At 68.9% G+C, this 14507-nt stretch carries 13 protein-coding genes; 2 read left to right on the top strand and 11 right to left on the bottom strand.

Translation table 11 applies throughout. The annotated features are described in order from the left end of the window. Positions 1-103: 103 nt before the first annotated feature. From atpD to I4Q55_RS03990, 10 genes are all read right to left on the bottom strand, one after another. A complete protein-coding gene (atpD, locus tag I4Q55_RS03945) occupies positions 104-1531 on the bottom strand; it encodes a F0F1 ATP synthase subunit beta (RefSeq protein WP_086840690.1) in 1428 nt (475 codons plus the stop codon). Continuing rightward, positions 1531-2469: a F0F1 ATP synthase subunit gamma gene (locus tag I4Q55_RS03950; protein WP_206784628.1), complete on the bottom strand. Its 939-nt coding sequence runs from the start codon at positions 2467-2469 to the stop codon at positions 1531-1533. Before I4Q55_RS03950 ends, atpD begins: the two co-directional genes overlap by 1 nt. 11 nt (positions 2470-2480) lie before the next feature. Continuing rightward, entirely contained in the window at positions 2481-4118 is a 1638-nt protein-coding gene (gene atpA / locus I4Q55_RS03955) for a F0F1 ATP synthase subunit alpha (protein WP_206784629.1), read from the bottom strand. Positions 4119-4175: 57 nt separating this feature from the next. Continuing rightward, positions 4176-5000: a F0F1 ATP synthase subunit delta gene (locus I4Q55_RS03960; protein WP_206784630.1), complete on the bottom strand. Its 825-nt coding sequence runs from the start codon at positions 4998-5000 to the stop codon at positions 4176-4178. A 6-nt stretch (positions 5001-5006) separates the two neighbouring features. Continuing rightward, positions 5007-5567, bottom strand: coding sequence for a F0F1 ATP synthase subunit B (locus I4Q55_RS03965; RefSeq protein WP_206784631.1), 561 nt, complete (start codon positions 5565-5567; stop codon positions 5007-5009). A gap of 30 nt (positions 5568-5597) precedes the next feature. Further along, entirely contained in the window at positions 5598-5855 is a 258-nt protein-coding gene (locus I4Q55_RS03970) for an ATP F0F1 synthase subunit C (protein WP_043777226.1), read from the bottom strand. Between the two features lie 55 nt (positions 5856-5910). Next, entirely contained in the window at positions 5911-6696 is a 786-nt protein-coding gene (atpB, locus tag I4Q55_RS03975; protein WP_206784632.1) for a F0F1 ATP synthase subunit A, read from the bottom strand. Positions 6697-7239: 543 nt separating this feature from the next. Beyond that, the gene (locus tag I4Q55_RS03980) at positions 7240-7683 is read right to left on the bottom strand and encodes a hypothetical protein (RefSeq protein WP_086840678.1); all 444 of its coding nucleotides are present in this window, start codon (positions 7681-7683) and stop codon (positions 7240-7242) included. Positions 7684-7732: 49 nt separating this feature from the next. After that, complete coding sequence (locus I4Q55_RS03985) at positions 7733-8890, bottom strand: glycosyltransferase family 4 protein (RefSeq protein WP_206784633.1); 1158 nt, start codon at positions 8888-8890, stop codon at positions 7733-7735. Positions 8891-8964: 74 nt separating this feature from the next. Further along, complete coding sequence (locus I4Q55_RS03990; RefSeq protein WP_091317420.1) at positions 8965-9615, bottom strand: L-threonylcarbamoyladenylate synthase; 651 nt, start codon at positions 9613-9615, stop codon at positions 8965-8967. 384 nt (positions 9616-9999) lie between these two features. On the opposite strand from I4Q55_RS03990, the gene I4Q55_RS03995 reads away from it, so the two are divergent. Together I4Q55_RS03995 and I4Q55_RS04000 are read left to right on the top strand one after the other, a co-directional pair. Then, complete coding sequence (locus I4Q55_RS03995; protein WP_206784634.1) at positions 10000-11973, top strand: M6 family metalloprotease domain-containing protein; 1974 nt, start codon at positions 10000-10002, stop codon at positions 11971-11973. Positions 11974-12151: 178 nt separating this feature from the next. Next, on the top strand, positions 12152-13474 hold the full coding sequence (locus I4Q55_RS04000; RefSeq protein ID WP_206784635.1) for a M14 family zinc carboxypeptidase: 1323 nt from the start codon (positions 12152-12154) through the stop codon (positions 13472-13474). A gap of 1 nt (position 13475) precedes the next feature. Here I4Q55_RS04000 and I4Q55_RS04005 read toward each other — a convergent pair whose 3' ends face one another. Further along, on the bottom strand, positions 13476-14507 hold the full coding sequence (locus I4Q55_RS04005; RefSeq protein ID WP_206784636.1) for a trans-aconitate 2-methyltransferase: 1032 nt from the start codon (positions 14505-14507) through the stop codon (positions 13476-13478).

The following is a 14507-nucleotide window of genomic DNA, read 5'->3' on the forward strand; positions in this document are numbered from 1 at the left end:
TCGCTCGGGGTGTTACCACCGAGTGTAATAGGTCTGTCCCCTGCTATGAGAACGGCGGGGGCGCTGGTCCATATAGGACACTGCCCCCGCCGCTCCCGGAAAATCACTTCTTGGTGATTTCCTTGTACTTCTTCTCGAGGTCCTCGAGGCCACCGATGCCCAGGAACGCCTGCTCGGGGTAGTGGTCGAAGTCACCCTTGGTGATGCGGTCGAACGACTCGATCGTCTCCGACAGCGGCACCGTCGAGCCCGGGATCTGCGTGAACGCCTCGGCGACCAGCATGTTCTGCGACAGGAACCGCTCGATGCGGCGCGCGCGCTGAACGGTCAGCTTGTCCTCTTCCGAGAGCTCGTCCATACCGAGGATCGCGATGATGTCCTGCAGCTCCTTGTACTTCTGCAGGATCCGGATGACCTCGGAGGCGACGCGGTAGTGGTCCTCGCCGACGATGGCCGGGTCGAGGATCGTCGACGTCGACGCCAGCGGGTCCACCGCCGGGAAGATGCCCTTCTGGAACACCGACCGGGAGAGCTCGGTGGTGGCGTCCAGGTGGGCGAACGTCGCGGCCGGGGCCGGGTCGGTGTAGTCGTCCGCGGGGACGTAGATCGCCTGCATCGAGGTGATCGAACGGCCACGGGTCGAGGTGATCCGCTCCTGCAGCTGCCCCATCTCGTCGGCCAGCGTCGGCTGGTAACCCACGGCGGACGGCATGCGGCCCAGCAGGGTCGACACCTCCGAGCCGGCCTGGGTGAACCGGAAGATGTTGTCGATGAACAGCAGCACGTCCTGGTTCTGGACGTCGCGGAAGTACTCCGCCATGGTCAGCGCGGACAGCGCGACGCGCATACGCGTGCCCGGCGGCTCGTCCATCTGGCCGAAGATGAGGGCGGTGTCGTTGATGACGCCGTCCTCGGACATCTCCAGGAAGAGGTCGTTGCCCTCACGGGTGCGCTCGCCGACGCCGGCGAACACCGAGGTACCACCGAAGTTCCGGGCGACGCGGGTGATCATCTCCTTGATGAGCACCGTCTTGCCGACGCCGGCACCGCCGAACAGGCCGATCTTGCCACCCTGGACGTACGGGGTGAGCAGGTCGACGACCTTGAGGCCGGTCTCCAGCATCTCGGTCTTGCCTTCGAGCTGGTCGAAGGACGGGGCGCTGCGGTGGATGCCCCAGCGCTCGAGGTCCTCGCCGTAGCCGGGCTCGTCGAGGCACTCGCCGAGGGCGTTGTAGACGTGGCCCTTGACCTTGTCGCCGACCGGGACCGTGATCGGGCCGCCGGTGTCGGTGACCTCGGCGCCGCGCACCAGGCCGTCCTGCGGCTGCAGGGAGATGGTGCGGACGAGGTTGTCACCCAGGTGGGAGGCGACCTCGAGGGTGACCGTCTTGCGCAGCTGCTCGAACTCGATCTCGACCTTGAGCGCGTTGAACTGGTCGGGCACGGAACCGCGCGGGAACTCGACGTCGACGACCGGACCGGTCACCGACACGATGCGCCCCTTGGCGCGCGGGGCTTCAGTACTGGTCATCAATCATCACTTCCTGCTGCGGTGAGCGCGTTCGCGCCACCGACGATTTCGGAGATCTCCTGGGTGATCTGCGCCTGGCGAGCCTGGTTCATCTCCCGCGTCAGGTTGCCGACCAGCTCGTTCGCGTTGTCCGACGCGGCCTTCATCGCCGTCCGGCGGGCGGCCAGCTCGGACGCCGCGGACTCGAGGAGGGCCGCGTAGAGCCGCGTGTTGATGTACTTCGGCAGGATCGCGTCCAGCAGCTTGTCGGCACTCGGCTCGAACTCGTAGCTGGGGAGCAGCCCGGCGGGCTTCTCCTCTTCGCCTTCGGAGTACTCGACCTCGAGCGGCGCGACGCGCTTGGCCGTCGGCCGCTGCGTCAGCATCGACACGAACTCGGTGTAGACGATGTGGATCTCGTCGACACCCGTGATGCCGTCGGCGTTGCCGTCCTCGTCGTCGACGCCCCGCATGAACGACTCGACCAGGGCGTCGCCGGCCGCGACCGCGTTCGCGTAGCCCGGCTGGTCGGAGAAGCCCGTCCAGCCGTCCACGACCTCGCGGCCCCGGAACCGGTAGTAGTTCAGCCCCTTGCTGCCGGTGACGTAGACCTGCGGCTCCTTGCCCTCCTCGCGAAGGAGGGCGAGCAGCTCTTCGGTCGCGCGCAGCACGTTGGAGTTGTACCCACCGCACTGGCCCTTGTCACTGGTCACGACCAGGACGGCGGCCCGCTTCGGGTTCGGGCGCTCGACCAGCATGGGGTGGTCGAGCGTGGTGGCCGCGCCGGCCAGCGCCGAGAGCACCTTGGTGATCTCGTCCGCGTACGGCCGGGAAGCGGCGACCCGAGCCCGCGCCTTGGTGATGCGCGCGGTGGCGATGAGCTCCATCGCCTTGGTGATCTTGCCGATCGACTTGGTCGCCTTGATGCGCGACCGGAGTTCCCGGAGTTGTGCGGCCATGAGCTACCAGCTCACTTCTTCGGCGCGGGCTTGTTGACCTTGACGGTCTCCTGCCCGACCTTGTCGGCTTCCATGGCGTCCGCGTTCTCCTCGAGCGGCTTGCCCTCGGAGGTGGTGAACTCCTTCTTGAACTCGTTCACCGCGGCGACCAGCTTGTCGGCCGTCTCGTCCTCGAACTTCCCGGAGTCGCGGATCGCGCCCAGGATGTCGTCGTGCTTGCGGCGGGCCGAGTCCAGGAACTCGTGGTTGAAGCGGCGGACGTCCTCGGTCGGGACCGAGTCGTAGTGGCCGTTCGTGCCCAGCCACACCGTGCAGACCTGCTCCTCGACCGGGATCGGCGAGTACTGCGGCTGCTTGAGCACCTCGTACAGGCGGGCACCGCGCTCGAGCTGCGCCTTCGACGCGTCGTCGAGGTCCGAGGCGAAGGCCGCGAAGGCCTCCAGCTCGCGGTACTGCGACAGGTCGATCCGGAGCGAACCGGAGACCGACTTCATCGCCTTGACCTGCGCGGCACCACCCACGCGGGACACCGAGATACCCACGTCGATGGCCGGGCGCTGACCGGCGTTGAACAGGTCCGACTGGAAGAAGCACTGGCCGTCGGTGATCGAGATGACGTTCGTCGGGATGTAGGCCGACACGTCGTTCGCCTTGGTCTCGATGATCGGGAGACCGGTGAGCGAGCCGGCGCCCAGCTCGTCCGACAGCTTCGCGCAGCGCTCCAGCAGGCGGGAGTGCAAGTAGAAGACGTCGCCGGGGAACGCCTCGCGGCCCGGCGGGCGGCGCAGCAGCAGCGAGATCGCGCGGTAGGCGTCGGCCTGCTTGGTCAGGTCGTCGAACACGATGAGGACGTGCTTGCCCTCGTACATCCAGTGCTGGCCGATGGCCGAGCCGGTGTACGGCGCGATCCACTTGAAGCCGGCCGAGTCGGACGCGGGGGCCGCGACGATGGTGGTGTACTCCAGCGCGCCGGCGTCCTCGAGGGACTTCTTCACGGCGGCGATCGTGGAGCCCTTCTGGCCGACCGCGACGTAGATGCAGCGGACCTGCTTCTTCGGGTCGCCGGTCTCCCAGTTGGCCTTCTGGTTGATGATCGTGTCCACGGCGACGGCGGTCTTGCCCGTCTTGCGGTCACCGATGATCAGCTGGCGCTGGCCGCGCCCGATCGGCGTCATCGCGTCGATGGCGGTGATGCCGGTCTGCAGCGGCTCCGACACCGGCTGGCGCTCGACCACCGAGGCGGCCTTCAGCTCCAGCGCGCGGCGCTCGGTGGTCTCGATGTCGCCGAGGCCGTCGATCGGCTGGCCCAGCGGGTTGACGACGCGGCCGAGGTAGCCGTCGCCGACCGGCACCGACAGGACCTGGCCGGTGCGCTTGACCTGCTGGCCCTCTTCGATGCTTTCGAAGTCACCGAGGATCGCGGCACCGATGGAGCGCGCGTCCAGGTTCAGGGCGACGCCCAGGACGCCGCCGGGGAACTCGAGCAGCTCGTTGGCCATGGCCGAGGGCAGGCCCTCGACGTGGGCGATGCCGTCACCGGCGTCCACCACGGTGCCAACTTCTTCCCGGCTCACGTCCGGGGCGTAACTCGAGACGTAGTTCTCGATCGCGCTACGGATCTCATCCGAGGAGATCGTCAGCTCGGCCATGTCTTTCCCGCTCTCGCTTCGTTCTTGCCAGTATGCAAAGTCTTGTGTGACCTGGGGCTATGCCCGGGCCAGCCGCCTGCGCAACGCCGCGAGCTGCCCCGCCGCGCTCCCGTCGATGACCTCGTCGCCGACGCGGACGACGAGACCGCCGCCGAGCCGGGGGTCGACCTCGACGTGCAGGGCGATCGGCCGCCCGTAGAGGGCGTCGAGCTTCGCGCCCAGCTGGGCGACCTGCTCGTCGGACAGGGCGTTCGCGCTGGTCACGTAGGCCACCGAGCGCTGACGCCGCTCCGCGGCCAGCTTCACCAGCTTGTCGAGCCCGATGCCGACGCCGCGGCCCTTGGCCCGGCGCACGACCTGCTCGACGAGGGTCTCGGTGACCACGTCCACCTTGTCGGCGAACAGCCCGCGCACCAGCGTGCGCTTCGCGTCGGCGGAACCAGTCAGGTCCGACAGCGCCTTCTCGAGCTCGGGGTGGTTGGCCACGACCCGCGCGACCTGGAAGAGCTGGGACTCGACGGTGTCGACATTCCCGGTCTTCTCCGCCGAGGTGAGCAGGGCCGAGCGGCCGAGCGACTCGAGGCCGTCGGTCAGCTCGCGGGGGCTGGACCAGCGGCTGCCCGCCACGGCGTCGAGCACCTTCAGGGCCGGTTCGGACAGCTTGCCGTCGAACAGCCGGCGCACCAGCGCGGTGCGCGCCTCCGACGTCGCCGAGGCGTCGCTCACTGCCCGGCGCAGGCCGATTTCCCGGTCCAGCAGGTCGACGACCGAGAGCAGCTCGTCGCCGACCGTGGCGGCGTCGGCTCCCGCGTCCGCCAGAACCTCGCCGAGGCGTTCCTCGGCGAGGCCGAGCGCTTCACGGCTCGCAGCATGCAGCGTCATCTCTGGTTACTTCCCCGCTCCGTTGGAGGCACCGGCGGTCTCCAGCTCCGCCAGGAACCGGTCGACGGTGCCGCGGCGGCGCGCCTCGTCCTCGAGCGACTCGCCGACGATCCGGCTGGCGAGCTCGACGGCGTTGCGGCCCATGTCGGCCCGCAGCTCCGCGATGATCTGCGCCTTCTGGGCCTGCAGCTGGGCCTGGCCCTGGGCGACGATGCGCTGGGACTCGGCCTCCGCCTCGGCCCGCAGCTCCGCCTTGATCTGCTCGGCTTCGAGCCGGGCGTCGTCGCGGATCTTCGCGGCTTCGGTACGGGCCTCGGCCAGCTGGGCCTTGTACTTGGCCAGCGCCTCTTCGGCCTCGGCCTGGGCCCGCTCGGCCTTCTCGATGCCTCCCTCGATCTTCTGCGCACGCTCTTCGTACGCGGCCTCGAAGCGAGGGACGACGTACTTCTTGAGGATGAACAGCAGGATCAGGAAGGCGACGATGCCGAGGATCAGCTCCGAGATGTCGGGGATGATCGGGTTGTGAACTTTGCCCTCTGCGGCGAGGACCAAGGCACTGTTCAGCACGGCGTCTCCTTAAGCGAGATGAGCGTCGACTCAGCCTGCGGAGGCGATGAAGTAGATGACGATGCCGATCAGGGCGAGCACCTCGGTCAGAACGAAGGTCGAGAAGCCGATGCCCTGCAGCTTGCCCTGCGCCTCCGGCTGACGCGCGGTGCCGTTGATGACGGCGGCGAAGATCAGACCCACACCGATGCCCGGGCCGATCGCGCCCAGGCCGTAACCGATGGCGGCGAGACCGGGGTTGATGTTGACGGCCTGCTCCGCGGCCTGGGCCAGAACGATGTTGCTCACGTGCATTTCCCTTCACTTCGGTCCACGCGCTCGCGTGGATCGGGGGCTTGTGTTCTCAGTGCTCCGACGCCAGCGCGGCGCCGATGTACCCGGCCGACAGCAGGGCGAAGATGTAGGCCTGCAGCACCTGGATGAAGGCCTCGAGGAACGTCATCGCGATGGCGAACAGCCACGCCACCACGGAAACCGGCTTCAGCGCCCAGCTCGAGGTCTCGGTCAGCAGGAAGGTGCCGCCGAGGGTGAACACCGCCAGGATCAGGTGACCCGCGAACATGGCGGCGAAAACACGGATGGCGAGCGTGAGCGGGTTGAGGAGGAACTTCTCCGCGAACTCGATCAGCGCGAACAGCGGCAGAACCGGCTTGGGCACACCCGGCGGCGCGAGTTCCTTCTTGAAGTACCCCTTGAAACCGTGCCGTTTGAAGCCCACGTAGTGGTACACCGGGTAAACCACGAGGACCGCCAGGGCGAGCGGGAAACCGAACCGCGCCATGGTCGGGAACTGCAGGAGCGGGATGATCCCGTAGAGGTTGTTCACCAGGATGAAGGTGAACAATGCGAAAACGAGCGGCACGAACGGCTTGAAGTCTTTGGAGCCGATCTGCTCACGCGCGATGTTGTTGCGGCTGAAGTCGTAGATCGACTCGGCGACGAACTGCCCCTTGCCCGGGACGACCTGCAGCTTGCGAGTCGCCAGCAGGAAGTACGCCGCGATGATGACAACCGAAAGCACGACGAGCAGCATCGGCTTGGTGACCGCGCCGAAAATCGGCGGCAAGATGAAGCTTTCGGCGCCGGGCGGCGCGAACGTCGCACCCTCGGCCAATACCAGCGCGCCCACTGGGCTCCTTCCGGTTCTCCCGGCCGGCGTTCACTCCGCCGGGGGAATCGTCACGATCTGGACTTAACGTACCCGATACGTATCGGGACGTCGGAGGCGGCTGCCCCACTGTGCGACGAACACGGCTTCACGTTCTGCACACGGGGTTGTCTCGTGTGAACACTGCCCTGCGGTCTACTTCGGACCAGCGGCCGGAAGGCGGAACTACACGGTCGCCACACTGCTGATCGCGGTTCGTCTGAGGGAGTGCGCGGTCGAGGCCGCCACCCTTGACGCGGACCATACCAGCAGGTCAATCAGTGCCGGACAGGCGTACTCCTAACCAACCGATCAGCCCAGGACTTAGGTCCCGGGTCGTCCCGGGACCCAGGTCCGGCGCGAGCCGGGACCGCGTCCGGAACGTCGCAGGCACCGGCCTCGGCGGGGTCCCGGTCACTGTTCGCAGCCGCGCACGAAAGCGCACTTTTGTGGCCCCGGTCACACTCAGCTGGCCGCAGCCCGGTTCACGAAGAGTAACGGAAGCCCACGACAAAACGGACGACGTCAGGACGGGATGATCGTCGGGATCTTCGTCTTGCGGAAGGCGGCGAACTCGGCCGCGGCGGCGAGCATGATCGCCACGATCATCGTGATGCCGAGCGACATCGGGTGCAGCGCGGTGACGCCCTTCAGCAGCGTCAGCGCCCCGAACAGCAGTACGACCTTCACGACGTACCCGCCGAGGGCGATGACCATGACGAACATCGGGTCCTGCCCCGCGCTGAACTTCATCATGCCCAGCGTCGACAGCGACGCCAGCATCGCGAGCACCCCGCCGACGAGCGAGCCCAGGAAGCCGGGCAGGCCGTTGAGGATGCTGAACAGGGCGATGCACACCAGGACCGCGGGCGGGGTCACCAGCAGCGAGGCCTTCGTCATCGCGCGGGCCGCCTGCAGCACCACCTTGGCGTGCGGGTTCTCCTGCTCGTGCGTTTCGGCTTCGCTCACACCTGGCTCCCTGCTCGGTTACCACCCCGAGTGTAGAGACACCGGCGGGTCAGGTGCCCGGCTGGTTGCGCGAGCGCAGCCGCGGGACGACCGAGACCACCGCCGCGAAGACCAGGCCGATCCCGATGAACCAGAGCGCCGCGGCGTCGTCGAACAGCGTCACCGACACCGCGCCGAAGGCGAGGAGACCCGCCCACAGGTAGATCAGCATGACCGCGCGGCGCTGGGAGTGGCCGATCTCGAGCAGCCGGTGGTGGAGGTGCATCTTGTCGGCCGCGAACGGGCTTTCGCCGCGGCGGGTGCGGCGGACCACCGCCATGATCAGGTCGAGCATCGGCACGAACAGCACCGCCGCGACGACCACGAGCGGCGAGAGCAGCGCGATGGCGTCCTTGGCGCTGAACTGCGTGTACGGCACACGCCCGGACGCCGACGTCGTGGCGCCTGCGAGCATCAGGCCGATCATCATCGAGCCCGAGTCGCCCATGAATATCTTCGCGGGCTGGAAGTTGTAGGGCAGGAAGCCCAGACAGGCTCCGGCGAGGGTGGCCGCGATCAGCGCGGGCGGGTAGGTGCCGACGTCGCCGCCGGAGCTGTCGAGCAGGCCGAGGGAGAACGAGCACGTGGCGGCGGCCGCGATGAAGCCGAGGCCGCCGGCCAGCCCGTCGAGGCCGTCGACGAAGTTCATCGCGTTGACCATGACCACGACCATCACGACGGTGAGCAGCGCGCCCTGGTTCTTGTCGAGCACGAGCACCGAGCCGAACGAGCCGCCGGTGCCGCCCCACGGCACCCAGAACGACACCCACTGCACACCGAAGATGACGAGGATCCCGGCGCACATGACCTGGCCGGCCAGCTTCGTCCAGGCGTCCAGCTCGAACCGGTCGTCGAGCGCGCCGATCAGGGAAATCACACCGGCCGCCAACAGCACGCCGACCGAGTCGAAGGAGGCGTCGAAGCCGTGCGACAGCGCGGGCAGCTGGTGGGCGAGGCCCATCGCGCCGGCGACGCCGAGGTAGATGCCGACCCCGCCCATCCGCGGGATCGGGGCCACGTGGACGTCGCGGGCACGGGGGTTGGCGATCGCGCCGACGCGGATCGCGACCCGCCGGACGACGCCGGTGAGCAGGTAGGTCACGGCCGTCGCGGTCAGCGCGACGAGGATGTATTCCCGGATGGGGAGGAGACCGGATGTGGGCGGCACGGGGACGTCACGCTCGCGGGGTCGGGGTCACCCGCGACACGCTATCGTGCCGCGGTTTTTGTCGTGATCCGGCTTCACGCCAACGATTCCGCGGGCACACCCAGCACCTCCGCGATGGCTTCCTTGCCCACCGCGCCCTCGCGCAGCACGACGGGTTCGGTGCCGGTGAGGTCCACGATGCTCGACGCGACGGGCGCGCCGCTCGACCCGCCGTCGAGGTACACCGCGACGGAGTCCCCGAGCTGTTCCTGCGCCTCCTGCGCGGTGCTGGCGGGCGGCCGCCCGGAGACGTTCGCACTCGAGACGGCCATCGGCCCGACGTCCCGAAGGAGCTCGAGGGCGACGGGGTGCAGCGGCATCCGGAGCATGACGGTGCCGCGGGCGTCGCCGAGGTTCCACTGCAGGCTGGGCGCGTGCGGCAGCACGATGGAGAGGTCGCCGGGCCAGAAGGCTTCGATGAGCGCGCGCGCCTGCGGCGGAACGCCGAGCACCAGGCCGTCCACAGTGGACCAGGAGCCGACGAGCACGCCGACGGGCATGTCCGGCCCGCGGTTCTTGGCGCGCAGCAGCGCCTGGACGGCACCGGCGTCGAAGGCATCGGCACCGATGCCGTACACGGTGTCGGTCGGCAGGACGACCAGCCGGCTGGACCGGACGGCCCCGGCCGCGGCGGCGAGCCCGTCGGCCCGGGTCTCCCGCTTGCTGCAGTCGTAGACCACGCTCATGGGGGCCAAGGGTAGTCCCGCCGGTTGCGGGGGCGTTCGCCGCGTCACACCCGGCTCGGCTCGGCTCGGCGCGGCTTGGTCCAACGCGGCTTGGCGCCTCGGGGGCGCCCCCCGTCTTCCACGCTACCGGCGACCACCGACAGTTCCCGGCGCTCCCGGCGCCTGCCGCCGGACTTGTCCACAACGCCCGGCCCGACCGCCGTGCACCACCCGGTCACCTCGCCGGGCGTCAGGAACGGACGCCCGGCACTGACAACCGGCCAGACTTTCGTTGTGGGGCAAGCGGGTAAACCTCCCGCCGTGGCAGAACTCCGGCAGTGCGGCTCAATACGGTCGATCTTCGGGAACCACCACCCCCGTGGGTTCCCAGTGAAGGAGCCGCACATGCGCCCCAGAACCCCGAAAGCGCTCGCCCTGCTCGCCGCCGTCACCGTCCTGACCGGGGTCGGGACCGGGACCGCCGCCGCGGAACCGCTGACCCGTGGCTGGCCCGCCCCGATCGACGCCGCCCGCTGGGAGAACCAGGACCACATGACCTGGTCCGACTACCGGAAGATCCCCGGCACGAACTGGGCCGATCCGAACCTCAAGCCGACCCAGCGCACCTTCAAGGGCGCCGTCGTCCTCGCCGACTACCCGGACCAGGACTTCGTCGTCACGCGGCCCGCGCGCTCGACCGTCTTCGGCAACCCCGCGCCCACCGCCGCGAACATCCCGCGCGACGACGTCGCGCAGTACTACGAGGACTTCCTCAACAAGCCCATCGCCCTCAACAACGGCCACACGATCAACGAGTACTGGATGGAGGACTCCGGCGGCCGGTTCGGCGTGCAGCTGACCGCGTTCGGGCCGTACCGGATGCCGGGGAAGTCCTACGAGTACGGCATGGAGTTCCAGCCGAACGCCTGCCCGCCCGGCGCGAACTGCACCCGCGACATCCGCAAGGACGCCGGCGACGCCTGGCGCGCGGACGTCGGCGACACCGCGAACCAGTTCGACTTCGTCTTCTACCTCTCCGCCGGCCAGGACGAGAGCGCGACCTGGCAGGAGTTCGGCGAGATGAAGTTCGGGACGAAGGAGAACGTGCCCGACGCCTTCGGCCCGCCGAACCACGACCTGCCCAACTACGCGGCGACGCGGTACGTGCCGTGGACGTCGTGGGCGTCGGCCGCCAGCATCTGGCCCAACGCCCAGAACGGCAGCTCGGTGCAGGCCGAAAGCTCCGGGCAGTCGACCTACGCCCACGAGTTCAGCCACATCCTGGGCATCGGCGACAACTACAACAACCCGTTCGGGAACCCGCCGTCGCGCTCCTACAGCGGGCCGTGGGACATGCTGTCGCGCGGCACGTTCAACGGGCCGGGCGGCCCGCACACGCGCTGGCAGATCCCGGCGACGCAGGGCAGCTCGATGGGCGCCCAGCACCAGCTGCGCAACAAGCTGAAGCTCGGCATCATCGACCCGGCGGACGTGCTGCAGCTCGACCGCGACGAGCTCGCGTCGACCGGCCCGGTGTCGGTCCGGCTCACCGCGCGCGAGACCGAAGCGCAGCCGGGCGCGTTCACCGGCCTGAACATCAAGCTCACCGGCGGCGACAAGGCGCCGAAGTGCGACCGGGCGACGGACCCGTTCTGCGACGGCGGCGGCTACGACAACTACACGGTCGAGGTCGTCGACCGGATGGGCGCGGACTCGTTCACGCCCGATTCGGGCGTGCTGATCACGAAGACGAAGAACAAGGACAACGCCCCGTTCGACTGGGTGATCGACGCGAACCCGCAGGACATCGGCATCACCGACTACACGAAGCCGGACGGGACGCCGGTGAAGATCACCATCGGTGACTACCGCCAGCTCAACGACGCCCTGTTCAAGGCGGGCACCGAAGCGGCGAGCCCATACGAGTACACCGACGAGGCGAACCGCCTGCGCTTCCTGATCACGGATCTGGCGAGGGACCGCCGCGGCATCCTGTCGTACACGGTGACGGTGGCGTCCCTGGACGGCGCGGGCAGCCAGTCCCGCGGCGCGGCCCTGACCCCGGCCCTCCCGGCCATCGCCCGCGGCGGCCTCGCCACCTGCGACTTCGGCCTGCTCAACACGGGCTCGGCCCGCGGCGCGAAGGCCCCGTACGACACGGACACGTACCGCTTGAGCGTGTCGACGGACGCCCGCGGCTGGGAGGTCAGGCTCCCGAACGAGCTGGCAACGGCGAAGTTCGGCGGCCACGCGAAGGTGCCGGCCTACGCGAAGCGCAGCCAGGGCGGCGACCTGGCGGCAAGGGTGAAGCTGACGGCGACCTCGGTGAGCGACCCGTCGAAGACCGCGACGGCGAGCTGCACGGCGTTCGGCTTCTAGCGCCCCAAGGTGGCCTTCGGTGCGTTGAACGCACCGAAGGCCACATTGGGGCGCTCGACCGGTTTCGCGACTTTCGGGGGTGTGGCCCGATTGCGGCGGGCCGACACACTGTGCGTGCCGGTACGGTGACCACGGGTTCCGACCGGACTCCATCCGTGCTGCGTGAGGAGATCACCCGATGGCGTCAAGGTCCCTGTCCCGGCTCGCCCTCGCGGCGACCGGGGTCCTGCTCACCTCCCTGCTCGGTGGCACCGCCACCGCGGCGGCCGTGGACACGCCGGTGTTCTGGCGCGTTCCGGCCACCGCCGCGCAGGCGCACGCGCTGACCGAAGCCGGGTTCGACGTCGAGGAAGGGGACGACGCCGTCAGCGTCAACGTCGTCGGCGGGCGGGCTGTCGCCGCGAAGCTGCGGGCGCTCGGCTACCGGCCCTCGTTCTTCGACACCGTCTACAAGGCACTGCCCGCCGACACGAACAGGCTGGCGGCGGACACCTACTACGGCGGGTACCGGACCGTCACCGCGCACGAGAACCACCTCGCTCAGGTCGCCTCGGCGCACCCCGACCTGGCCACGAAGTACACGATCGGCCAGTCGTGGAAGAAGACGAAGGGCCAGGGCGGCCACGACATCCAGGCCGTCTGCCTGACGAAGAAGCAGGCCGGCGACTGCACGCTCTCGACGACGTCGAAGAAGCCGAAGTTCCTCCTGCTGGGCCAGATCCACGCCCGTGAGCTGTCGACCGGCGAGCTCGCCTGGCGCTGGATCGATTACCTCGCCGACGGCTACGCCACCGACGCGACCGCGAAGTCCATCTTGGACACCACCGAGGTGTGGGTGGTGCCGATCGCCAACCCCGACGGCGTCGACATCGTCGCCTCCGGCGGGAACTCGCCGAAGCTGCAGCGCAAGAACGCGAACAACTCCCGGGGCAGCTGCACCGGCACGAGCATCGGCGTCGACCTCAACCGGAACTCGACGTTCAAGTGGGGCGGCGACTCCAACTCCGCCTGCTCCGAGACCTACCAGGGCGTGAGCGCGGGTTCCGAGCCCGAGGTGCAGGCGCTGGAGAAGCTGGCCCGCGCGATCTTCCCGGACCAGCGCGGCACGGGCAACAACGACCCGGCGCCGTCGACCGCCACGGGCACGATGATCACGCTGCACAGCTACGGCAACGACATCATCATCCCGTGGGGCTTCACGCAGGCGACCTCGCCGAACGACGCGCAGTACCGCAAGTACGGCGCGAAGATGGCGGCGTCGAACGGCTACCTCGTCGGCACCAACAAGGAGACTGTCGGCTACGACACGACCGGCACCACGGACGACTTCACCTACGGCGAGCTCGGCGTCGCCAGCGTGACGTTCGAGGTCGGCAGCTCGAGCGGCACGTGCGGCGGGTTCCTGCCGCGCTACACCTGCGTGGACAGCACGTTCTGGCCGAAGAACAAGGGCGCGTTCATCACCGCCGCCAAGGCCGCGGCGGCGCCGTACCAGCAGTGAGTCACGGCCGGCAGACGTAGATGCAGTTCTGTGGACGCGGGGATTCGAGCACGTCGACGTGCCGGAACCCCGCGTCCGCGAGCATTTCCGACGCCTTTTCGGTGCCCCACACGGCACCCAGCGCGGCGCCGCCTTCGGCCAGCGACGTCGTCGTGCAGTACATCAGGCTGATCGAGTAGGTGAGGGCCGCCAGCGGGTTCCCGATGTTCTGTTCGAGGTGGCTGGAGAAGTTGGTGTCCACCATGAAGAACAGCCCGTCCGGGGCAAGCGCGCCGTGGATCCGCCGCAGCACGACGTCCGGGCGGTCCTGGTCGTGGATCGCGTCGAAGGCGGTGATGACGTCGTAGGGCGGATCGGCGGTCAGCTCGGCGGCGTCCCCGACGATGAAGTCCGTGTTGGGGAGGCCGTGTTCTCGCGCCTGTTCGACGACACTCGCGTTGATGTCCAGGCCGGTGAAGCGGGAGGCGGGAAAGGCGCGGGCGGCGACGGCGATGGCGTTCCCCGTACCGCAGCCGAGGTCGAGGACGCGCGCGCCGGCGGCCAGCCGTTCCTTCAGGCCGGGGACGGCGCCGAAGAAGCCGTCGACGAGGTGCTCGCGGTAGATGTGCTTCCAGCTGTCGCCGGTTTTCGCGCCGAGGGTTTCGAGGTGGGGGCCGTAGGCCGATCTCGGGACGCCGCCGCCTTCGCCGAACGCGCGTTCGAGGTCGGGCAGGATGCCCGTGAAGGCGGACAGGGTCAGCAGTGACGGCATCAGGTTCGCCGCGGTTTCGCCCAGCAGGAACTTGGCGTGTTCGGGCGGGAGGGTGTATTCGCGGCCGTCGTAGGTGAAGATGCCGCCGGTGACCATGGCGCCGAGCCATTCGCGGACGTAGCGTTCTCGGAGTTGCGCGCGTTCGGCGAGGCCGGCACTGGTGGCGGGCCCCCGCGCGGCGGCGGCGAGCAGGCCGGTGCGGTGGCCGACACCGAGGAGCATGGTGAGGGCGCTGCCGGTCATGGTGGCGGTCAGGTGGGCGGCGAAGTCCTTCTCCTGCAT

Origin of the sequence: Amycolatopsis sp. MtRt-6 (genome assembly GCF_017308975.1) — a bacterium.
Taxonomy (GTDB): domain Bacteria; phylum Actinomycetota; class Actinomycetes; order Mycobacteriales; family Pseudonocardiaceae; genus Amycolatopsis.